Origin of the sequence: Ferrovibrio sp., assembly GCF_029255545.1 — a bacterium.
In the GTDB taxonomy this organism is placed as follows: Bacteria; Pseudomonadota; Alphaproteobacteria; order Ferrovibrionales; family Ferrovibrionaceae; genus Ferrovibrio.
Map to the genome: position 1 here is coordinate 87,993 of NZ_JANLJJ010000094.1, position 19,784 is coordinate 107,776.

Below are 19,784 nucleotides of genomic sequence, written 5' to 3' on the forward strand. Positions count from 1 at the left end.
CTCCTTTTCTCTCTATACGCTGCAAGATCGCAGCTCGTTGCATCAACCCGGTCGCAGACCGGGAACCGGTTGTGGCCGGCTATTTCTCTTTAACCGTCGTATTCGGGCTCCGTTTGCCGTGATCGGTCGTCACGTACCGCCCGCTGATTGCACTGCGGTAGTGATCGCCCGAAGAGCCGCTCTTACCCCGGCTTTCGTGCACGGTCGTCCCGGGGCTCGCCTTGCCATGCGCCGTCGTCACATAGCGGCCGGAGATGGCGCTCCTATAGGGGCCGCTAGCTTTTCCCTTGCTCATTTTCATCAACCTTTCCAAGATCTTCACCAGCCAATCTGGCACGAAACCGTATGGATTAAACCATACGACTTCTATTCTGTCAACTAATCTGTTACGGTTTCGTCAGGATATTAGCAGTCCCCGTAGGGGCAGATTTTTATGCAGCGGAGGGCGAGTGGCGCTATCAGACAATATTCGGAAGCATCGTGAGCGCGCGCGAAAGTCGTTGCAGGAACTTGCAGATGCGACAGGTGCGTCGAAGGCGCACATCTGGGAAATCGAGACGAACCGTGCGAAGAATCCGTCGATTGATTTACTGACGAAAATATCAAGCGTACTCGGCGTGAGTGTCGCAGAACTGGTCGGTGAGAATCCTCGCGATCCAGACGAAGCCCCCGAGATTGTCGCTATGTACCGAGACCTTAAAGGCCTCTCCGAAGGCGACCGGAAAGTGATCCAGGAGATGATCTCGCACTTCCGAAAGCGCAAGGACTGACATGCTGTCGGTGACCAGGATGGATCTAGACGGTCCTACGTCTCCCACTGCCCTGGTCATGAAGATTCTCAAATCCGAACCAAGCCTCACGCTGCCGATTCCAATCGAAGCAATCGCCCGACAGCTCGACATCACAGATATTGTCGAAATCGAGGCAGAAGGCTTCGTGGGTGGCCTGATTACCGACACCAGTCGCAGTGCTGGCTCCATCCTTGTTCGACGCGGCCTCATGGAAGAGCGTCGCCGATTCACCGTCGGGCATGAACTCGGCCATTTTCTAATGCGGCATCATAAAGGCGCTGCAGAAGGCTTCCGCTGCACGGCGGTCGATATGCGCCGTAACCAGCGGGTGGGAGAACTAACACCTGCCATGCGATGGGAGGTCGAGGCGAACGAATTCTCATCGCTGCTATTGATGCCCCCTCAGCTGTGGCGCAGGGAGATGGCAGGCTTCCGCCGACCAGAAATCGGTCAAGTGACGGAGATGGCCCAGCGCTTCGCGGTTAGCAAAGAAGCTGCGGCGCGGACTTTTGCGTCCTATCACGAGCTGCCGATAGCGATGGTTGTGGTGAAAGACGGCAAGTTCGAGCGGGTGTACCGCAACATCAGCAAGTTTCCGAAACTCTGCGTCACCCATGGCATGCCAATTCCAGTCGGGTCGGTCTTCCATCGAGCCAAAAACATCTCTGGGAAAGTTACCGACCTAGTTGAAGCCCGCGCAGAAGAGTGGCTGGAGTCTGATTGGGGCAAGCCGATGCCCGCCCTCTCAGAACAAGTGCAGTTCCAGGCTGGCGGCTACGCTCTAATTATGCTCTGGGCCGAAATGGAGGAGCAGGACGATGAATACGATCCAGACGATGACCGAACCGCGAAACAGCGGCTGGCCGACCGCGTTTCGCGTTCCAACAGATAACGGGCGCCAACCCGAGCCGCGGTTGTATCCCTACGGTCGTTACGACCATTAGAACAACCCGTCATTCTCGCCTGCTTAACTGTGTAGTTTCACGCTCAGTAGATTTTTCTTCAAATCACTCTACAAGGACGACAATCTTGGGTGATTGACAGAGCCGCCGCCCTTTTACCGCCAAAAAACACTGTTAGACAAATTCTCACTTATTGATTTGCGATTCTCATTTATTGCTGGACTGAACAGTAAATCCACCGAAACAACCAAATCACGCTCAGCGCGTTCCCCACGATGAACTTCCGGGAAGGCCCATCCACGTCTCCCATCAGACACATCTGAGCCAATCGATCTTCCGGCCTACTGGCTGGAAGATTGGTCCCGCACCGTATGTGTCTTAGATGTAAAAGCACAAGTTCGAGATTTTTCCATTTATTGGTGTTATACCACCTGTATTTAGTCCCCTCGGCCTGTTCGTTTGCGGCCATGGACATTCGAAAAATCGTTGGGCGAAATCTGCGCAAATTGCGGGTTGAGCGAGGAATGACAATAGACGACCTTGCCGGAGATGCTGATGCAGAACCCTCGTGGACTGCCAGGATCGAACGAGGCTTGGTCAACGTTGGAGTTGATCAGCTTGCCCGGTACGCAAAAGTGCTGAAAGTTAAGGTAGCTGACCTTTTCGTTGAGCCGGCCCCGGGTTCGGCGATTCCAAAGCCGCTAAAGCCTGGCCGGCGCCCTTCACGCAACTCACCAAAAGCTCGTAGTCGTTAAGCTATAGCCATTCAAGTTTAGTGCTTGTGATGGGCGGAACACCGGACACGATACCATCCCTTCGCAATCAACTCTCCAGGCTGACTGCAGACCCCGCATGTGCGTGCGCTAGTTTGCACTGCTGACTCAATCAGTTCCTCGATTTCGTGACCTGCAACTGCCGCAATTCTCAATAGGCCATATTTCTCTTTCACCTGCCAAACCACGAACCCCTGACGGCACTCCGTGTCTAGGTGTTCGATCTTCTCGGCGAGATCCCAAAGCAACGGAATCCATCCTGCCTCAAACGAGAAGTCGCCAACCTTCTTGTCGGCAGTTAATTTTGCGAATTTCTGCCGCAGATCGACTAGTGAGACCACTGGAATACACCTTGCTGTTCCCCTCACGCGCGCAGGACCCTCAGAATCTGATAGGGACTATGCGTGCAGCGGACACAGCCGTGTGGCGCGGCCCCCTTTGACATCTCGATTGGTCCAAAATTGTATTTGTGCAATGTATGACCGAAACGATCCACCGGGATCTCACCCAAATTTCCGACAGCGACATCCGCGATAAGGTCTCCATCAAGCATCGCGAAATCGGAGATCCTAAATCCCTTCCCCAGCGCTGCTGACGCCGAACAGAAGTCCGCCCACCGAATGCCATCGGCGTATGGCACCAACACTCCGCCCGGCAGACTTAGGATGCTTGGATCGTCGTCAAAAGCCGCATAGCTCTCAATCTCCCCGCCCGCATGCTGCACTCTGTTCAGCCACTGATAAATCTCGTCTGATCTCGTTGCGCCTTTTCCTTCAGGCTCAGTACACCAACTGGCATGCAGCCAAGTGGAAGAGAGTCCGTTGATGTCGAGAATGTGCTCGACATTCCTTCTTCCGAGCTTCCTCCAACTCGACGTGATGACAAGCCGGGCATCGTGTCCGAGTACTAATTCCCCCACAAGCGACACGGCAACCGGGTCGAACTTCGGAACACGCGTCTCGCGATTAAACTTCCGAATTTCCGTTGCATCAAAAGGCTCGGGCAGATCAGCAAGATCTCCACCCCAGATCAAGGGCAGAGATCTTGCTCGGTGCGAAATCATCGGACCATCAAAGTCCAGGAAGATCACCTTCATGTATTCCACACGTGAAGTTTTCCATCGAATTCGTTCAGTTCGTGCTGAGACAAAATGTAGATCTCTTCTTCCTTTGGATTCTCGCTTTGCACTTTTGCAAGGAGTTGATCAATGGTCCGGGACGACTTCCCGCCCTGCCGAGTACCCAAATGCCACCGCGGCCGATCTGCTTGTGTAACAGCAAAGTTTAAGCCCAAAGCAAGATGGCTCAGCGCTGGCGTCACCCCCCCATCCGTCTCGTCGCTCAGGATGACCCGACAAAAGCCCGGCAAGCCGAAACCTGGATCCGACGACGATGACCTCCCACAACTCGGCCTGTGCAGCAGTGGCCAGCGGAGGCGGCGACCAGCCCCACCTCCGCTGCCACTCGTTTGCCTCGTAGCGGAATATTCGACGCCACTCTTCTCTTTTCAGAAATTCTGCCTCCGCATCGGCTGGCGGCTCAACTTCTGGACCTGCCCAGACGGCAAGATACTTGCGGCCCTCGAAATCACTGGCGGTGCCTTTGCTAAAGTTGACTGAGGTTAGGCTCCCTGACGAAAGCCAGCTGCCAGAAGGAGTTCGACCGACCAAGATCACGGAGCCTTTCAGTTCGAATAGCATGGCACCTGCAATCGGAATGTCAGTGTCCATCGGTCACGTCCTCACGTAAGGGTCTTATATTGGTGGTATACCACCAATATTAATTGAAAATCATCAGCCATTTTCTGCTTTGTTGGGATCGATGGCAGGAGATTGAGCAACACTGCTCTGCGGCGATCGGCACACTGGTTGCGCTTGCAATTCCAGTCTGCATGGGACAATTTGGGACACACCGCTGCTAAAGCATGCTATCGATAGCTACTTGGGCAGATAACCCATCTGCAGTTTTCCGCTATTTTCCCAGGCGTCTGGAGGGAGCAAGTCAGCTTCCCAAGCTTACGACGGGGGTTCGATTCCCCTCACCCGCTCCAAATCACATCAAGCACTGACGCGACCTGGCGACGGCATGATTCAATTCGCCCGGCGCCGACTATTCCTGGCAAGCGCGCATGCCTTCGGCCGCGGCACCGGCTACAGCGATCTTTTTTGATAGAGGCCGTCCTGGTGTTGCGCCTATCTGAATGAAACCCGTGGCGCCCGATCCAAACCACCCTTATCAATCTTCGTCGCATGCGAGATACGCGCCCCATGAAGAAGATCGGCTTTCTATCCTTTGGACACTGGTCGGAATCACCGCAATCAGCAGCCCGATCGGCCCAAGACGTTCTTTTACAATCCATTGACCTGGCCGTCGCGGCCGAAGAGCTTGGCGCCGATGGGGCATATTTCCGTGTCCATCACTTTGCCCGCCAGCTCGCCTCCCCCTTCCCTCTGCTCGCTGCAATCGGGGCCAGGACACGCCGGATCGAGATCGGCACCGCCGTCATCGACATGCGGTATGAGAATCCCCTCTACATGGTCGAGACTGCCGGCGCCGCGGATCTGATCGCCGGTGGCCGCCTGCAGCTTGGCATTAGCCGTGGCTCACCTGAACAGGTGATCGACGGCTGGCGCCATTTTGGTTACGCGCCTGCCGAAGGCGAAAGCGATGCCGACATGGGACGCCGGCATGGCGAGGTTTTCCTCTCGCTGTTGACGGGCAAAGGCTTTGCCCGGCCAAATCCCAACCCGATGTTCCCCAACCCACCCGGGTTGCTGCGCCTTGAACCCCACTCGGAAGGATTGCGTGATCGTATCTGGTGGGGCTCCGCCTCTGATGCGACCGCCGTCTGGGCGGCCCAGCAGGGCATGAACCTGCAAAGCTCGACCTTAAAGGCCGACGAGACTGGCGAACCCTTTCACATCCAGCAAGCCAAACAGATTCGCCGCTATCGCGAGGCGTGGAAGGCGGCAGGGCATAAGCGTACGCCACGTATTTCTGTCTCGCGCTCCATCTTTGCGCTGGTCAATGACCTCGACCGCGCCTATTTCGGCCGCGACACCAGCAGCGACCAGGTCGGCGTCATCGACAATATGCGGGCGATATTCGGCCGCAGCTACGCCGCCGAACCAGACCGGCTGATCGATGCCCTCAAAGGCGACGAAGCAATCGCCGAAGCTGATACGCTGTTGCTGACCGTGCCCAATCAGCTGGGCGTTGCCTACAACGCCCATGTCATCGAGACCATTCTCACCCAGATTGCGCCGGCACTCGGCTGGCGATGAACCGACGACCAGCGCCAACGAAACATCCGGGCTACGGAATAAAGGGGAACCATGGCTGACGACAATGTCTCAATGCGCGTCACTGCACTTGAAGAGCGCGTCGCATACCAAGATGAGACAATCGATGCTCTGAATCAGGCCGTGACGAAACAATGGGCCCAAATCGACAAGCTGACGCGACTGGTCGACGCGCTGACCGATCGATTGCGCGAAGCCGAAGCCAAAGCAGCCCAAGGTCCGGTCACCGAGCGCCCGCCCCATTACTGATCAATAGAGACCCTGGAATATCTGCTGGGCCAGATCCTACTGGCAGGATTTAATTCCACCGCGATCAAAGTGGAAAATCCAATGACGAGTGATCTGCGCAGGTAGAACCTGCGCTCCAGCCACATACAAAAGGCATTTCTCTACCTGCTCAAAATGAACAATCAGCCTTATTTCCCGCCAGGCAATATCTGGGGTTTCCCTGGGGCAGGCGCTTCAAATCAAAACTCTGTTCGAAGTTTTGCCCTATCACACATATTTCAGTCGCGATATTGCGGCCGGGCGCAGGGCAGGAATTGGCCGCGGCCGGCCCGACCGACCGGCCTGCCCTGCTCGATGACGATTTCGCCACGTGAGAGCACCGTGTCCGGCCAGGCCGATATCTCCATCCCCTCATAAGGCGTGTAGTCTACATTGTGGTGCAGCATGGCGTTACGAATGCTGCGCGGCGCACCGGTATCCCACAGAACAATGTCGGCATCGGCGCCGATGGCGATCGAACCCTTGCGCGGGTAAAGCCCGTAGAGCTTCGCCGCATTGGTGGCCGTGAGCGCGACGAATTGCTGCAGCGTGATTCGCCCCTTCAGCACCCCTTCCGACAGCAGCAGCGCCATGCGGGTCTCAAGGCCGGGAATGCCGTTTGGGATCTTCGAGAAGGATGCCCCCTCGCCGGCCACTTTCTTGCCGGTCGGCCCATGCAGCCTGAAAGGCGCATGATCCGAAGAGACAATATCAAAGGTGCCATTGCGCAGGCTGGACCAGATCACCTCCTGGTTCGCCTTGTCGCGGGGCGGCGGCGAACAGATGCACATGGCGCCGTCATGTCCCGGCCGGTCGAGATCCTCGGCACTGAGGAAGAGATACTGCGGGCAGGTTTCGGCATGGATGCGCAGGCCGCGCGACTGCGCCCAGCGGATCTGCTCGACGGCCTCCCGGCCCGAAACATGCACGATCAGGATCGGCACATCGACCAGTTCGGCAAAGCTGATGGCGCGATGGGTGGCCTCGCGCTCGACCAGCAGCGGCCGGGCCACCGCGTGATACTTCGGCGCGATCCGCCCCGCCAGCTCCAGCCGCTCGGTCAGCCAGGCGATAGCATCGGTGTTCTCGGCATGGATCATCGCCATGGCGCCCTCGCGGCGCGCCACATCCAGCGTCTCCAGGATCTGGCGGTCGTTCAGCTTCAGGTCATCGTAAGTCATATAGATCTTGAACGACGTATAGCCTTCGCCGATCAGGGCCGGCAGCTCCTGGCCCAGCACCGAAGCGGTCGGGTCGCTGACGATCAGATGGAAGGCATAGTCAATCAGCGCCTTGCCCTCCGCGCGCGCGTGATAATCGGTGACCGCCGCACGCAGAGACTGCCCCTTCATCTGGCAGGCGAAGGGAATCACAGTCGTGGTGCCGCCGCAGGCTGCCGACAGCGTGCCGGACGCAAAATCGTCGGCCATCACCGAACCATCGCTCATCGGCTGGTCGAGATGGCAATGGGCGTCGATACCGCCTGGCAGCACCAGGCGGCCGGCCGCATCAATCTCGCGATATCCGGCGGAAAGCTCCTGTCCCAGCGCGGCGATCAGACCATTCCGGATACCAAGGTCGCAGACCATCGTATCGGCGGCCGTGGCGACACGCGCATTACGGATGACGAGATCAAAACGGCCACTCATGACGATGCCGTGTCCTTGCCGCTGATCAAGGCTGTCAGGGCCGGCGCCACGCCCGTCACATCCTTGGGATCGGGCCGGCGGAAGCTGCCGGCAGTGGCCTTGCGCGGGCCCAGTTGCGCCAGCAGTTCGGCCTGCTTCACCGCCGCCGCCACGCCATCGATGACGGGCACCGGGATGCGGTCGGCCACGACCTGCGCCAGGCCGGCCAGTGGCGCACCGGCGAGGATGATGACGTCAGCCCCGTCCTGCTCGATGGCGCGGCGCGCCAGATCGACGAGCAGGGTTTCCTTCTCCGCCTGCACGTCGCCAATATCGCGGAACGGCCCATCCAGCAGGCGGATGCCGGCCAGACGTCCGGTCAGGCCGTGATACTCCACGCATTCGCGATACCATGGCCCGAGCGCCGTGGCGAAAGACACGATGGCGAAGCGCCGGCCCAGCATGCAGGCGGTCAGCATCGCAGCCTCCGCCAGGCCGATCACCGGCACCGGCATCAACTCGCGCGCCCCGCCCAGGCCCGGATCGCCGAAGGCGGCAATCACCGCCGCATCGAACTGCCCGACTCGCTCGGCCAGCATTTCCAGCGCGACGCGGCCACCGATCACGGCCTCGGCCCGGGTGGCGATATAGGGCACGCCGTAGGAGGCCGTGGCGAAGCTCAGCGCCGTCTCCGCGCCGGCGGCGGCCCGCGCAGCGGTGGCGATGCGGTCGGTCACCGATTGCGAGGTATTCGGGTTGATCAGCAATATGCGTGTCATGAGGTCACTCCGGTCCACAGGCCGCGCTCGGCAAAAATGGTTTCCGCCCGGGCGGCGAAATCGAGCAGGAGATCGTCGGCAAAGCGCCGCGCAACAATCTGCAGTCCGAAGGGCAGGCCGGCAGCATCGCGCCCGCAGGGCACGGAAATCGCCGGCACGCCCGCATGGTTGAACATCGGCGTGAAGACGGCATGGTCGCGCGGCGCGGCCGGCCGACCGCCGATCCGCGCCGGACCGAGTTGCGTCGCCGGCCAGGCGATGCAGGGCACGGTGGGGCCGAGCAGCAGATCGAAATCGCCGAAAAAACGCGCCAGAGCCTGGGCCGTGGCCTCGCGCAGCAGTAAAACCGCCGCGACATCCGAACCCTGCAGCGCCAAGCCAGCCTCGATCTGCCGGCTGAGATCGGGATCGAACAACTCCGGCTCGCGGCGATGGCGCTCGCCATAAAGTGCCGCGAGCCCAGCATGCTGCAGCGGCATGAAGCCGGCCTCGCCGAGTCCGTCCGGCCAGGCCGGCGTTGCCGCCGCGATGGAGAACCCGGCGGCACGCAGCGCATCGACGGCGGCCGCGATGCCGTCACGCACGCTGCCGTCCATTGCGGCATCAAGGCCGAAGGTGGGGCTGAAGGCGATACGCATTTGTCCACTCGTCAAAGCCGGCGGCGGCGGACAACTGGCCGGATCGCGTGGATCGAAAGCCGCCAGGACGACGAAAGCCTGCCGCAGCGCAGCCATGTCGCGCGCCATCGGCGCGATGACGCCATTGCCGAAAACCGGCTCGGCGAAGCCGGGGCCAAGCGGGATACGCCCGGCGGAGGGTTTGAAGCCGACCAGGCCGCAATGCGCCGCCGGACGCCGAGCCGAGCCGCCGGCATCGGTCGCCAGCGCCAGGTCGCCGATCCCGGCCGCCAGCGCGGCCGCGGCACCGCCGGAGGATCCGCCCGGCGTCAGGTCCGCATCCTGCGGATGCCGTGTCATGCCGTGCAGCAGATTCACGGTCACACCCTTGCAGGCGAATTCCGAGCAGTTGGTGATGCCGAGATACAGCGCACCAGCCTGCCGCAGCCGCGCCACGGCCCAGGCGTCTTCAGGTGCGGTGAAATCGCGGAACAGCCGCGAGCCCTGGCTGATTGTCTCGCCCGCGACCCAGAGATTGTCCTTCACCGTAAAAGCCTGCCCATAGAGCGGCATCGGCCGGCCCGCCGCATGCGCGCGCTGCAGCCGCACGGCCTCGGCGCGCACGGCGTCCGGATCGTGGCGAATCACGGCATTGAGCGCCGGATTGCGTTGCGCGATCCGGGCGATCGCCTGCTCGGCAATGGCAGCAATATCGGGCGGACCGGCCTCGTGCCGGATGGCCGCGGACGTCATGGCCACACCATCCGGCGCAGGGGCCAAGTGCCGGCGAGGCAGAGCAGGCCGAGGGCGATGAAGGCCGCACCGTAGCCGAGGCCGGAGGCAAGCAGGCCGACCAGCAGTGGCGCCAGCACCAGCCCGCTGTAACTGGCCAGCAGCACGGCGCCGGTCGCGGCCGCGACCTGATCGGGCGGCGCCTGCTGCGCCACCTCGGCGAGGAAGACGCCGTTCCAGCCGCTGGCGGTCAGGCCGAAAAGGAAAACCAGAATGAACAGACTGCTGCCATGCAGATAAGGCGTGGCAAGGCCGACCAGGATCGCACAGATGGCCATGGCCAAACCCAGTCCCGCGATCACGGCCGGGGGGCCGCCGAGAAATGGCGTCATCCAGCCCCAGCCGAGACGGCCGAGCAGGCCGCCGCCCTGGGCGACCGCCAGCAGAATGCCGGCGGCGACAAGGTCGAGGGACAGTTCCAGCGTGAGAAAACTGATCAGGAAGGTGTTGAGACTCATCTGCAGGGCGGAATAGCCGAGCGAGGCCGCAGCCAGCCGTCCCAACCCGGCATTCCGCCGCAGCAGCGCCAGCGCCTCCTGCCAGCGCAGCGTTCGGGCCTGCGTCGCCGCGAAGCGACCCGCCAACGGCTGGCAGGCGATGGCCAGCAGGGTCGCCGCGACGGCCACCAGCCAGGGACCCTGGCGCCAGTCGCCGGCCGCCAGGACAGGCAGCAGCAGCGATCCGGTCATGGCGCCGATCTGGTTGCCGGTCTGGCGCAGCGAGAACACCAGGTTGCGTTCCTGCGGCTGGGTGGCCTGCGCCAGCACGGCCGAGCTGGCCGGGGTTTCCGGTCCGAAGGCGAATCCCAGCAGAATGGCCGCCAGCAGAAAGCCGATCGGCTGGCCCGCCGCCAGCAGCAGCATCGCCAGCATGACGAGTCCCAGCACGGCCTGGGCCAGGCGGATCGGACCGATGCGGTTGCACAGGATGCCGCCGAACAGCGAGGTGACGGCGCCAAGGCCGAAGACAATCACGCCATACAGACCGAGCATCGCTGGCGAGAGTCCGCCGCCCAGCTGCGGCGCCAGCACCGGCACGGCGAAGACGGCGAGCGCGACGCAGGCCTGCAAGGCCGTCATCGCCGCCAGGGGCGAACCAAGACGGCGCCAACGCGGCATGATATTCTGCTCAACAGACATAGGGAGACGTGCGATGTCCATGACCAAGGCTGGCGGAATTTCGATTCATGCCGTGGATGTGGCGGCGGGACGGCCGGCTAATGGCATGCGCGTCGAGCTGCATCGCCTGGAACCGCACCCGGAGAAGCTGGCGGAAGGCCGGCTCGCTGCCTCTGGCGCCTTCGACCATGCCACCGCGCGCGGCGAGGGCATTACTGTTGGCCGTTACGAAGTGCTGTTCCATGTCGGCGAATGGCTGGCCGGGCAGGGTCGCGATGGCAGATTCCTCGACATCGTGCCCTTCCGTTTCGCGGTCGACGATGCGCGCCAGCATTTCCATCTCCCCTTTAAATTCACCCCCTGGGGGTTCTCGCTGTTCCGCGGCAGTTGATGTTCAGCGCATGCGGCGCGACAAGCCGGCGAAGCGCTCCATCAGCAGCATCAGCGCCAGGCTGAACAGGATCAGCACGCCGGACACCGCCGCGACGCGGACATCCAGCGTGTTTTCCATCGTCTGCCACATGCGGATCGGCAACATCTCGTTGCGCGCATCCGACAGGAACAGCGAAACCGGCACGTTGTCGAAAGACGACATGAAGGCGATGAAGCCGCCCGCCATGATGCCGCCGCCGATCAGCGGCAGCACCACCCGGCGATAGGTATAGATCCGGCTGGCGCCCAGGCTGGCCGAGCATTCGAGCAGCGAGGGATCGAGCTGCGACAGGCTGGCCAGGGTGGTGCGGAACACATAGGGCGCGCAGACGACGACATGGCCGATCACCACGGTGGTGAGCGACAGCGGAATGCCGATCAGGCTGAAATACATCAGCGCCGACAGGCCGAAAGCCAGCGCCGGCAGCACCAGCGGCGACATGAACAGACTTTCGAGCTTACGTGCGGCGGCGGATTTCGAGCGCGCCACCGCAAAGGCGGCTGGCACGGTGAACAGGATCGAGACCAGCGTGGAGAGAACGGCGGCCTGCAGGCTGTTCCAGGCCGCATCCTGAATCTGCCAGGCATCGGCTAGCGCCACATACCAGCGCACCGAATAGCCCGGCGGCGGAAATTTCAGCGAATAGCCGTCGGTGAAGGAGACGATCAGCACAATAGCCGTGGGCGCGGTGATGAGCAAAACGGCAGCCGCGCTCAGGATACCCATGGCGGCATGGAAGCTGATCGAATCCAGGTCCTGGCGACGCCCGACGGCCATGGTGCCCTCCTCACATCGCGGAATAGCGCCGCGTATAGCGGCCGAGCAGGTTGAACAGTGCAATGCAGAACAGCACCGCCACCATGAAGATCACCGAGATCGTGGCGGCGAAAGGCCAGTTCTGCAGCGTGAGCGCCTGCTGGTAGATATACATCGGCATGTAGAGCTGCTGCCCGCCACCGACCAGGCTCTGGGTGATGAAGGCGGTGACGGCGGCCGAGAAGGTCAGCACCGAGCCGGCGATGATGCCGGGCAGGCTGAGCGGCAGCACGATGCGGAAAAAGCTGCGCCAGCGGCCGGCGCCGAGCGCCGCGGAGGCGGATTCAAGATTGGGATCGAGTTTCTGCAGCGCGTCGATCAGCGGCAGCACCATCAGCGGCAGCTGAACCTGCGCCAATGCGATGACCAGGCCGCCATGGGTATAGAGCAGGCGCAGCGGCGTTTCCGTCAAGCCGAGTTCGAGCAGCAGCGTGTTGACGATGCCCTGCCGACCCAGGATGACGATCCAGGCGAAGGTACGCACGATAACGCTGGTGAGCAGCGGCAGAACGGTAACCAGGATGATGACACCCTGCCAGCGCGGGCCGGCATTGCGGTGCAGCCAGGCCAGCGGAAAACCGAGCAGCAGGCAGAGCAGCGTCGTCTCGACGCCAAGCCGCAGCGTGTCGAACAGGACGCCGAGGCCGAAGCCGTCCGACAGCGCCTTGGCATACTGGGCGAGGCCCCAGGCGGCCATGTCCTTGTCGGCATGCAGGCTGACCGCGAACAGCAGGAGCAGCGGGGCAATGAAGAACAGTAGATAGAACAGCATGAGCGGGAGGGCCAGGAAGCCCTCCCCCCGTTCGGAGGCACCAGTCGTCGTGCGCCCCGAGGCCATGCTCAGACCTTGATCTCGCGGTTGAAGCGGTCGATCCAGGCGGAGCGGTTTTCGTTGATCTTTTTCCAATCCTGGAAGATGAAGGTCTTCTGCAGCTCGGCCTGGTCCTTGGCCAGAACCTTGGAGATCTCGCCCTCCATCTTGACCTTCTTGTTGGTCGGTACGATCAGATAGGGGCTCTTCATCAGCACCGCCTGCACCTCGGGGCTCATGGCGGCATCGATCAGCGCCGCCGCCAGCTTGGCATTGGGCGAATTCTTGACGATATGGATGCTGGTCTTGAAGGCGATGGCGCCGGTCTCGGGCTTGACGAATTCGACCGGCACGCCACGCGCGCGCAGCAGCTGGATGGCATTGAAATTACCCGGACCGATATCGATCTGGCCCTGCTGGAACAGGGTCGCCAGCGCGCCCGGATTGGCGGCCACCGCGGCCAGGTTCGGCTGCAACGCCTTGAGCGCCGCGAAGGCCGGTTCGATATTCGCTTCGCCGCCGCCCTTCATCTTGGCCAGTTCAACCATGAAGCCGGTGCCCAGCGTGGAATTCAGGTTGGTGATGCCGACGCGGCCCTTGTATTCGGGCTTCCACAGGTCGTTCCAGGATTTCGGCGGCGTCTTGATCTTCTCCGGATTGTAGGTGATGCCGACCACCTGGAAGAAGATCGCCGGGCCGAACGGATCCTGCGCCTCGGGCAGCAGATCGGCATAATGCTTGCTCTGCGCCGTGGGGAAGGGCTCGACCAGATCCTGGCCGATGGCGACCAGCGCCGGGCCGGGATCGTGCAGCATCACGTCGATCGGCGGGTTGCTGCGGGCGGCCGTGACCTTGGCGATCTGGTCGACCGAGAGCATCGGGTCAAGCGCGATCTCGGCATTGCCGTTGGTCTTGCGGAAATACGGCACCAGCACGTCCCGGTGCGCCTCCTCCCAGCTGCCGGTGAAGGTGGCGAAGACCAGCTTGCGCGCCTGCGCCATGCCCATGCCGGGAAAGAGCGAGAGCGCGGCCGTACCCAGGGCGGTGAGCAGCGCCTCACGACGATTGAATTCCATCACATATGCCTCCTCGTTGCGTTGTTTTACTGTTTCGGTGCTGGAAAAATCTGCACTGCATCGAGCGATACCGGGGCGACACGGACCGGCGTGCCGCTGGTGAATGGCTGGGCGCCAGCAGAACGGGCGGATGAGACCTTCAGCGCCCGTCCGGATGCGGTGACGATTTCATGCACGATGGTGGTACCCAGCGGCATGCCGAGCTCGACCTTGCCGGCCAATCCTTCGCCGTCCTCGACAAAAGCCAGATTGTCGGGCCGCACCGACACCACGACGGCGGTTCCCGCAGCCATTTTTTCCGCCGGCCGCGGCAGGACCAGCCGCAGGCCGTCATCAAGCCGGACGGCGCAGGAGGTCGCATCGCTGCTTTCCAGATGGCCCGGCAGCAGATTCGACGTGCCGACAAAGGTGTTGACGAACAGCGTCTCCGGCCGGTCGTAAATCTGCGACGGCGTACCGAACTGCTCCAGCCGGCCCTGCGACAGCACCGCGATGCGGTCCGACATGCTGAGGGCTTCCTCCTGGTCATGGGTCACCATGACGGCGGTGATGCCGGACATCTTCTGGATGCGCTTGATCTCGATCTGCATGTCGAGGCGCAGGTTCTTGTCCAGCGCCGCGAAGGGCTCGTCGAGCAGCAGGATACGCGGCTGCACGGCCAGCGCGCGTGCCAACGCGATGCGCTGCTGCTGGCCACCGGAAAGCTGGCGCGGATAGCGGTCGGCGAAAAGCTGCATCTGCACCAGAGCCAGCATCTCTTCCACACGCACGCGCTGCGCCGCCCTGTCGGTGCCGCGGGCGGCCAGACCATAGGCGATGTTGTCGGCAACGGTGAGATGGGGGAACAAGGCGTAGTTCTGGAACACGATGCCGACAGAACGCCGGTTCGGCGGCAGGTCGTCGATGGGCGTGCCGCCGACGATCACGCGCCCCATGGTCTGGTTGATGAAGCCGGCGACGATACGCAGCAGCGTGGTCTTGCCGCAGCCCGAGGGGCCCAGCAGCGACACCAGCTCGCCGGCCCGGATATCCAGCGTCACATCATCCACGGCCGTCGCGCTGCCGAAGCGATGCGTGATCGCATCCAGGGTCAGCGATTGGCCCGCTTTTTGAAACGCAGGGCTGGTATCAGAGTCTTGGACCGCCATATCGGGCATTGTATCCAATGTTGCGTCTTATTGTTTACAAGCTCTAGCAAGATGCATACCATCTCCCGGGCAGCAGAACAGGGGCTTGTTTTACCTGTAAGAATCAATTTTGTGCGGTTTTCACCACTTACCGGGCGCGGGGGCCCGCCGGCGACTTTTTAGGCAATGTGCGCAGGTCGCGATGCATTTCGCGGCAGATCGGAGAGACGATTGGATGCAATCACCCTGTTAACGGACGTCGCCGAAGGGCGGCAAAGTGCCGGCAGCGCCACGGCCGATAGCCTGCGCCGCGCGACAGCCAGCGATCCAATGCTGCACGCCTTCATCACGCTGTCGGAGTCTGCCGGCCCGGAGGCGAGGCAACTGGATGCCGAAGGCCGGCAGAGCCGCCCGCTGTTCGGCCTGCCGCTGGCGGTCAAGGACCTGACCGACACGGCCGGGCTGCGCACCACCCACGGCTCGCTCATCCATCGCGACCACGTTCCCGTACAGGATGATATCGTGGTGACGCGGGCGCGTGTCGCCGGCGCGGTCATCCTCGGCAAAACCAACACGCCGGAATTCGGTTTCGGCGCGCTCTGCGCCAATGCACTCTGCCCATCCACCGCCAATCCCTATGACCTGTCGCTGAGTTCCGGGGGTTCAAGCGGCGGATCGGCTGCGGCCGTCGCCGCCGGTTTGGTGCCTGCTGCATTCGGCACCGATTTCGGCGGATCGGTGCGCACGCCGGCCGCCTTCTGCGGCGTGGTCGGTTTCCGGCCCAGCGCCGGCCATCTCCCCTCGACGACACGCCGGCTGGCCTGGGATGCGATGCCGACGATTGGTTTTCTGACCCGCAGCGTGCGCGATGCCGCCCTGCTGTATGACAGCCTGGCCGGACCGGATGTCCGCGATCCGGCCTCGTTGCGGCTTCCACCAGGCAAGGCGGCATCCATGCGGCGCATTGCCTGCTCGAGCGATCTGGGCGCCGCGCCGATATCGCAGGCGATGGCCGAACGTTTCGCCGCCGCCATCGCGGCGCTGCAACGAACCGGCCGAATCCCGCTGCCGGCGCATCCCGACTGCACCGGCGCAATGGCCAGCTTCGCCACGCTGCGCGCGGCGCATATCCACAGCAACCTGTCACCGCTGCGCGAGCGCCATGGCGATCTGCTCTCGCCGACCGTACGCTGGAATATCGGCCGCGGCGACAGCCTGACCGCCGCCGCCTATCTGCAGGCGGAAGCCGACCGTACTGTCCTCTACCGGCGCTTCATCGCATTCTTCGACGATTTCGACATCCTGATCACGCCCAGCGCCGCCATCCTGCCCTTCGCGGTCGATGGCGGCGAAGTCTGCGAGATCGACGGCCGCCCGCTGGACAGCCTGATCGATTATCTGGCCATCACCGCCATCATCACGCTGACCGGCTGTCCGGCCCTCTCCCTGCCCTACTGGCCGCCGGGCGAGGCCCTGCCCATCGGCCTGCAACTGATCGCTGCGCCAGGCTGCGACCGCAGCCTTTTCGCTTTCGCCGCCGAACTCGAAAGCCACGCGGATTTCGGCTTCCGGCCACCGCCGCTTTTCATGGAGAATTTCCAATGATCCGTCTCGGCATGCTGACGCCGTCCTCGAATACGGCGCTGGAGCCGGCCACTGCGGCCCTGACGGCGCAACTGCCGGGCGTCACGGCGCATTTCTCGCGCTTTCCGGTCACCGAGATCGCCCTGTCCGATTCCGCGCTGGGCCAGTTCGATGCCGGGCCGATCCTGCAGGCGGCAGACCTGCTGGCGCATGCCCGCGTGGATGCCATCGCCTGGAATGGCACATCGGCGAGCTGGCTCGGCTTTGATCGCGACGAAACCCTGGCCGCCGAGATCCGGCGGCGCACCGGAATCCCTGCCACCACAGCGATCCTGGCGCTGAATACGCTGCTGCAGCGGCTGCAGGCCCGGCGTATCGCCATCGTGACTCCCTATACCGGCGACGTGCAGGCACGGATCATCGGAAATTACCGCAGCCGGGGCCTCGACTGTATCGCCGAACGCCATGCAGGCCTGCGCGACAACTTCTCCTTTGCGGCGTTGCCGGCAGAGACACTGGAGGATTTTCTACTCTCTGTCGCCGCCGACAAACCGGATGCGATCGCAGTGATCTGCACGAATATGGATGCCACCCGTCTGGCGCCGGTCATCGAAGCGCGCACCGGCATTCCGGTCCTCGATTCCATTGCCTGCACGCTGTGGGGCATGCTGGACCTGCTGCGCATCGACAAGGCACCGCTCCGCGACAGCGGCCGGTTGTTCAGCCTTTAGCGGTGCGGATTTTGCGGGGCCGGATACCCAGGGCCTCGGCCAGGTCGACACTGCGCGCCGCCGGCTCACTGAGATCCATCTCCGCCTCGACATGATCAAGATGCTTCAGCATCAAAGCGGCAGCCTGCTTACCCTCACCGGCAATGATGGCGGCGACGATCTGGCTGTGTTCGTCGGGCGGGCAGGCTTCATGTTCGCCCCTGGCATAAAGCAGGATCGCCAGGCAGGTCAGCGCCTGCAACTCGGTGAGCAGCCGGACCAGCACATTATTCTGCGTCAGTTCGGCCAGCAGTAGATGAAATTCGCCGGTCAGCCGCACCAGCGTCGGCCGGTCGCCGGACTTGCGGGCGGCATTCTCGGCCGCCAGATGATCCCGCAGGCGACTAGCATCCTGCGCATTCAGCATCCCGGCGAGCTGCGTCACGATGGCGGGCTCGACCATACGGCGCACAGCCAGGAACTGGCGCGTTTCCGAACGGGTCGGCGCCGCCACGGTCGCGCCGTGATTGCGGCGCTGGGCCACGATCCCGTCCTGGGCCAGGCGGACCAGCGCATGGCGCACGATCGTACGGCTGACGCTGAACAGCTCAGCAAGCCGCTCCTCCGTCAACTTCTCGCCGGGCGGCAGACGCCGCTCGAAGATGGCCTGAAGGATGCGGTGTCGGATCGCGGCGTCAGCGGCTGAATCGGTGGTCAGCATTTGTATGCATGATATACTGAAATTGGATGCAATATACCATCGCCGCAGATGATTTTCTACAGCAGATCAGCAGGCCGGGTTGATGCGGTAGATAATGCCGAGCGATTAAACGGTCTTCAACGGCATCTCTGGCGTGGCCGATATCTTCGCCGTTCCAGGTTTTACCGCGTCGGCCGCATTCAACAAATCTGCATGGACCGCACTATATCCGCGTGCACTGCCGGACCGATTCGCACTACTCCGTCGCTGCGTCGCGGATCTCGGTTTCGGCATCGTCTGAAGGTTCCAGCCCTGGCTCCAGTCTTTGGTTGCCTGGAAACGCATCCCCAGCTGCTCCCATAGCCAGCCTGCCATCACTCCAATAAGCACTGCATCATGCCCCCTCGGAGTGGCCGGCCCGCGCAATCAGGCCGGCCATTTATTGTCCGGCATCAACCGAACCGGCAAAAAAACCGCGGGACACTTTGGGACAAACCGCTGCTAAAGCATGACAAGAATAGCTAAAGTCCCGAAAATCAAACTGCCGTTTTCCATCATTTTTTGACAGCCGGAATCCCCATCCATGGGCTTCCCAAGCTTACGACGGGGGTTCGATTCCCCTCACCCGCTCCAGCTTCTCCACCCCCTCACGCGCCGCGCGCCTTCACATAAATCGCGCGCAGCGTGGTGGTGGCGCAGATGAACAGCCGGTTGCGCTTCGGGCCACCGAAACACAGGTTGGCCACCACTTCATCCAGCAGAATCTTGCCCAGCAGCGTGCCGTCGGGCGCGTAGCAATGCACGCCGTCGCCGGCCGAAGCCCAGATGTTGCCCTCGGTGTCGAGGCGGAAGCCATCGAAAAGCCCGGTATCGCAGAAGATGAAATCCTCGCCCGCGCCCAGGCTGCGGCCGTCGGGCCCGAGCGGATAGCGGCGGATTTTCGGGTGGCAGTCGGGGAAATGCGTGCGGCCGGTATCGGCCACGAACAGCATGGATTCATCGGGCGAAAAGGCCAGGCCGTTGGGCTGTTTCATGTCGTCGACCACGCGGGTGATGGCGCCCGATGACGGGGCGATGCGATAGACATGCCGGCCATCCTGTTCCATCGGCGCGGCGTCGCCCTCGTAATCGCTGTCGATGCCGTAGGACGGATCGGTGAACCAGATCGAACCGTCGGATTTCACCACCACGTCGTTGGGCGAGTTCAGGCGCTTGCCATCATAGCTGTCGGCCAGGATGGTGCGGCTGCCGTCGATCTCGTAGCGGCTGACGCAGCGGCCGCGATGCTCGCAGGCGATCATGCGCCCTTCGCGATCCACGGTGTGGCCGTTCTGGTTGCGGCAGGGCTGCTCGAAGACGGCGACGGCGCCGCTCATTTCGTCCCAGCGCAGCAGGCGGTCGTTCGGGATATCCGACCAGACCAGGTAACGCCCGGCGGCGAAATAGGCCGGCCCCTCGGCCCAGCGCCCGCCGCTCCACAGCGTGTCGATCCGCGCATTGCCATGAATGAGGCGGCGGAAACGCTCGTCGCGGATGTCGTAATGTCCTCCCGCCATGGC

At 62.5% G+C, this 19,784-nt stretch carries 19 protein-coding genes; 8 read left to right on the forward strand and 11 right to left on the reverse strand.

The features are described from left to right. Positions 1-449 precede the first annotated feature (449 nt). The 3 genes from Q1J79_RS18725 to Q1J79_RS21135 all read left to right on the forward strand — a co-directional run bounded on the left by Q1J79_RS18725 (position 450) and on the right by Q1J79_RS21135 (position 2,448). Positions 450-770 (forward strand): helix-turn-helix transcriptional regulator, encoded by a 321-nt coding sequence (locus Q1J79_RS18725; RefSeq protein ID WP_300303426.1) that lies wholly within the window; start codon positions 450-452, stop codon positions 768-770. Positions 771-828: 58 nt separating this feature from the next. After that, entirely contained in the window at positions 829-1,683 is an 855-nt protein-coding gene (locus tag Q1J79_RS18730) for an ImmA/IrrE family metallo-endopeptidase (protein ID WP_300303429.1), read from the forward strand. A 477-nt stretch (positions 1,684-2,160) separates the two neighbouring features. Continuing rightward, positions 2,161-2,448, forward strand: coding sequence for a helix-turn-helix domain-containing protein (locus Q1J79_RS21135; protein WP_367183023.1), 288 nt, complete (start codon positions 2,161-2,163; stop codon positions 2,446-2,448). 382 nt (positions 2,449-2,830) lie between these two features. On the opposite strand, the gene Q1J79_RS18735 is transcribed toward Q1J79_RS21135, so the two are convergent. Then, complete coding sequence (locus Q1J79_RS18735) at positions 2,831-3,562, reverse strand: HAD domain-containing protein (protein ID WP_300303432.1); 732 nt, start codon at positions 3,560-3,562, stop codon at positions 2,831-2,833. Positions 3,563-4,732: 1,170 nt separating this feature from the next. Between Q1J79_RS18735 and Q1J79_RS18740 the strand changes: the two genes are divergently transcribed. Continuing rightward, entirely contained in the window at positions 4,733-5,749 is a 1,017-nt protein-coding gene (locus tag Q1J79_RS18740; RefSeq protein WP_300303435.1) for an LLM class flavin-dependent oxidoreductase, read from the forward strand. Positions 5,750-5,800: 51 nt separating this feature from the next. After that, positions 5,801-6,016 carry a SlyX family protein gene (locus tag Q1J79_RS18745; protein WP_300303438.1) on the forward strand — a complete coding sequence of 72 codons (216 nt, stop codon included), beginning with the start codon at positions 5,801-5,803 and terminating at the stop codon, positions 6,014-6,016. Positions 6,017-6,273: 257 nt separating this feature from the next. Here Q1J79_RS18745 and hydA read toward each other — a convergent pair whose 3' ends face one another. Genes hydA through Q1J79_RS18765 form a run of 4 tightly spaced genes read right to left on the reverse strand, consistent with a single transcriptional unit; the run spans position 6,274 to position 10,968 of the window. Then, positions 6,274-7,683 (reverse strand): dihydropyrimidinase, encoded by a 1,410-nt coding sequence (gene hydA / locus Q1J79_RS18750; RefSeq protein ID WP_300303441.1) that lies wholly within the window; start codon positions 7,681-7,683, stop codon positions 6,274-6,276. Then, positions 7,680-8,441, reverse strand: coding sequence for an aspartate/glutamate racemase family protein (locus Q1J79_RS18755; protein WP_300303444.1), 762 nt, complete (start codon positions 8,439-8,441; stop codon positions 7,680-7,682). The genes hydA and Q1J79_RS18755 overlap by 4 nt, the downstream gene beginning before the upstream one ends. Further along, a complete protein-coding gene (locus Q1J79_RS18760) occupies positions 8,438-9,811 on the reverse strand; it encodes an amidase (protein WP_300303447.1) in 1,374 nt (457 codons plus the stop codon). The genes Q1J79_RS18755 and Q1J79_RS18760 overlap by 4 nt, the downstream gene beginning before the upstream one ends. Beyond that, positions 9,808-10,968, reverse strand: a complete 1,161-nt coding sequence (locus tag Q1J79_RS18765) for an MFS transporter (protein ID WP_300303450.1) — start codon at positions 10,966-10,968, stop codon at positions 9,808-9,810. The genes Q1J79_RS18760 and Q1J79_RS18765 overlap by 4 nt, the downstream gene beginning before the upstream one ends. Before the next feature lie 34 nt (positions 10,969-11,002). Between Q1J79_RS18765 and Q1J79_RS18770 the strand changes: the two genes are divergently transcribed. Beyond that, complete coding sequence (locus Q1J79_RS18770; RefSeq protein ID WP_300303453.1) at positions 11,003-11,359, forward strand: hydroxyisourate hydrolase; 357 nt, start codon at positions 11,003-11,005, stop codon at positions 11,357-11,359. A 3-nt stretch (positions 11,360-11,362) separates the two neighbouring features. On the opposite strand, the gene Q1J79_RS18775 is transcribed toward Q1J79_RS18770, so the two are convergent. From Q1J79_RS18775 to Q1J79_RS18790, 4 genes are all read right to left on the reverse strand, one after another. Continuing rightward, positions 11,363-12,178: an ABC transporter permease gene (locus Q1J79_RS18775; RefSeq protein ID WP_300303456.1), complete on the reverse strand. Its 816-nt coding sequence runs from the start codon at positions 12,176-12,178 to the stop codon at positions 11,363-11,365. A gap of 10 nt (positions 12,179-12,188) precedes the next feature. After that, positions 12,189-12,989 (reverse strand): ABC transporter permease, encoded by an 801-nt coding sequence (locus tag Q1J79_RS18780; RefSeq protein ID WP_300303459.1) that lies wholly within the window; start codon positions 12,987-12,989, stop codon positions 12,189-12,191. Positions 12,990-13,057: 68 nt separating this feature from the next. Beyond that, positions 13,058-14,104 (reverse strand): ABC transporter substrate-binding protein, encoded by a 1,047-nt coding sequence (locus tag Q1J79_RS18785; RefSeq protein WP_300303462.1) that lies wholly within the window; start codon positions 14,102-14,104, stop codon positions 13,058-13,060. Positions 14,105-14,130: 26 nt separating this feature from the next. Then, the gene (locus Q1J79_RS18790) at positions 14,131-15,252 is read right to left on the reverse strand and encodes an ABC transporter ATP-binding protein (RefSeq protein ID WP_300303465.1); all 1,122 of its coding nucleotides are present in this window, start codon (positions 15,250-15,252) and stop codon (positions 14,131-14,133) included. Positions 15,253-15,462: 210 nt separating this feature from the next. Between Q1J79_RS18790 and Q1J79_RS18795 the strand changes: the two genes are divergently transcribed. Both Q1J79_RS18795 and Q1J79_RS18800 read left to right on the forward strand, forming a co-directional pair. Then, positions 15,463-16,836: an amidase gene (locus Q1J79_RS18795; RefSeq protein ID WP_300303468.1), complete on the forward strand. Its 1,374-nt coding sequence runs from the start codon at positions 15,463-15,465 to the stop codon at positions 16,834-16,836. Next, the gene (locus tag Q1J79_RS18800) at positions 16,833-17,546 is read left to right on the forward strand and encodes an aspartate/glutamate racemase family protein (protein ID WP_300303471.1); all 714 of its coding nucleotides are present in this window, start codon (positions 16,833-16,835) and stop codon (positions 17,544-17,546) included. Before Q1J79_RS18795 ends, Q1J79_RS18800 begins: the two co-directional genes overlap by 4 nt. Here Q1J79_RS18800 and Q1J79_RS18805 read toward each other — a convergent pair. Together Q1J79_RS18805 and Q1J79_RS18810 are read right to left on the reverse strand one after the other, a co-directional pair. After that, complete coding sequence (locus tag Q1J79_RS18805; protein ID WP_300303474.1) at positions 17,536-18,246, reverse strand: GntR family transcriptional regulator; 711 nt, start codon at positions 18,244-18,246, stop codon at positions 17,536-17,538. The two genes, Q1J79_RS18800 and Q1J79_RS18805, sit on opposite strands and share 11 nt — an antisense overlap. A 626-nt stretch (positions 18,247-18,872) precedes the next feature. Then, positions 18,873-19,781, reverse strand: a complete 909-nt coding sequence (locus tag Q1J79_RS18810; RefSeq protein ID WP_300303477.1) for an SMP-30/gluconolactonase/LRE family protein — start codon at positions 19,779-19,781, stop codon at positions 18,873-18,875. Positions 19,782-19,784: the final 3 nt, after the last annotated feature.

What these genes read in the sequence shown, in the direction of transcription:
- Q1J79_RS18810 (WP_300303477.1), bottom strand. Translation starts at nt 19,781, where the DNA reads ATGGCGGGAGGACATTACGACATCCGCGACGAGCGTTTCCGCCGCCTC.
- hydA (WP_300303441.1), bottom strand. Translation starts at nt 7,683, where the DNA reads ATGAGTGGCCGTTTTGATCTCGTCATCCGTAATGCGCGTGTCGCCACG.
- Q1J79_RS21135 (WP_367183023.1), top strand. Translation starts at nt 2,161, where the DNA reads ATGGACATTCGAAAAATCGTTGGGCGAAATCTGCGCAAATTGCGGGTT.
- Q1J79_RS18770 (WP_300303453.1), top strand. Translation starts at nt 11,003, where the DNA reads ATGTCCATGACCAAGGCTGGCGGAATTTCGATTCATGCCGTGGATGTG.
- Q1J79_RS18765 (WP_300303450.1), bottom strand. Translation starts at nt 10,968, where the DNA reads ATGCCGCGTTGGCGCCGTCTTGGTTCGCCCCTGGCGGCGATGACGGCC.
- Q1J79_RS18745 (WP_300303438.1), top strand. Translation starts at nt 5,801, where the DNA reads ATGGCTGACGACAATGTCTCAATGCGCGTCACTGCACTTGAAGAGCGC.
- Q1J79_RS18740 (WP_300303435.1), top strand. Translation starts at nt 4,733, where the DNA reads ATGAAGAAGATCGGCTTTCTATCCTTTGGACACTGGTCGGAATCACCG.
- Q1J79_RS18790 (WP_300303465.1), bottom strand. Translation starts at nt 15,252, where the DNA reads ATGGCGGTCCAAGACTCTGATACCAGCCCTGCGTTTCAAAAAGCGGGC.
- Q1J79_RS18785 (WP_300303462.1), bottom strand. Translation starts at nt 14,104, where the DNA reads ATGGAATTCAATCGTCGTGAGGCGCTGCTCACCGCCCTGGGTACGGCC.
- Q1J79_RS18755 (WP_300303444.1), bottom strand. Translation starts at nt 8,441, where the DNA reads ATGACACGCATATTGCTGATCAACCCGAATACCTCGCAATCGGTGACC.
- Q1J79_RS18780 (WP_300303459.1), bottom strand. Translation starts at nt 12,989, where the DNA reads ATGCTGTTCTATCTACTGTTCTTCATTGCCCCGCTGCTCCTGCTGTTC.
- Q1J79_RS18805 (WP_300303474.1), bottom strand. Translation starts at nt 18,246, where the DNA reads ATGCTGACCACCGATTCAGCCGCTGACGCCGCGATCCGACACCGCATC.
- Q1J79_RS18800 (WP_300303471.1), top strand. Translation starts at nt 16,833, where the DNA reads ATGATCCGTCTCGGCATGCTGACGCCGTCCTCGAATACGGCGCTGGAG.
- Q1J79_RS18730 (WP_300303429.1), top strand. Translation starts at nt 829, where the DNA reads ATGAAGATTCTCAAATCCGAACCAAGCCTCACGCTGCCGATTCCAATC.
- Q1J79_RS18760 (WP_300303447.1), bottom strand. Translation starts at nt 9,811, where the DNA reads ATGACGTCCGCGGCCATCCGGCACGAGGCCGGTCCGCCCGATATTGCT.
- Q1J79_RS18775 (WP_300303456.1), bottom strand. Translation starts at nt 12,178, where the DNA reads ATGGCCGTCGGGCGTCGCCAGGACCTGGATTCGATCAGCTTCCATGCC.
- Q1J79_RS18735 (WP_300303432.1), bottom strand. Translation starts at nt 3,562, where the DNA reads ATGAAGGTGATCTTCCTGGACTTTGATGGTCCGATGATTTCGCACCGA.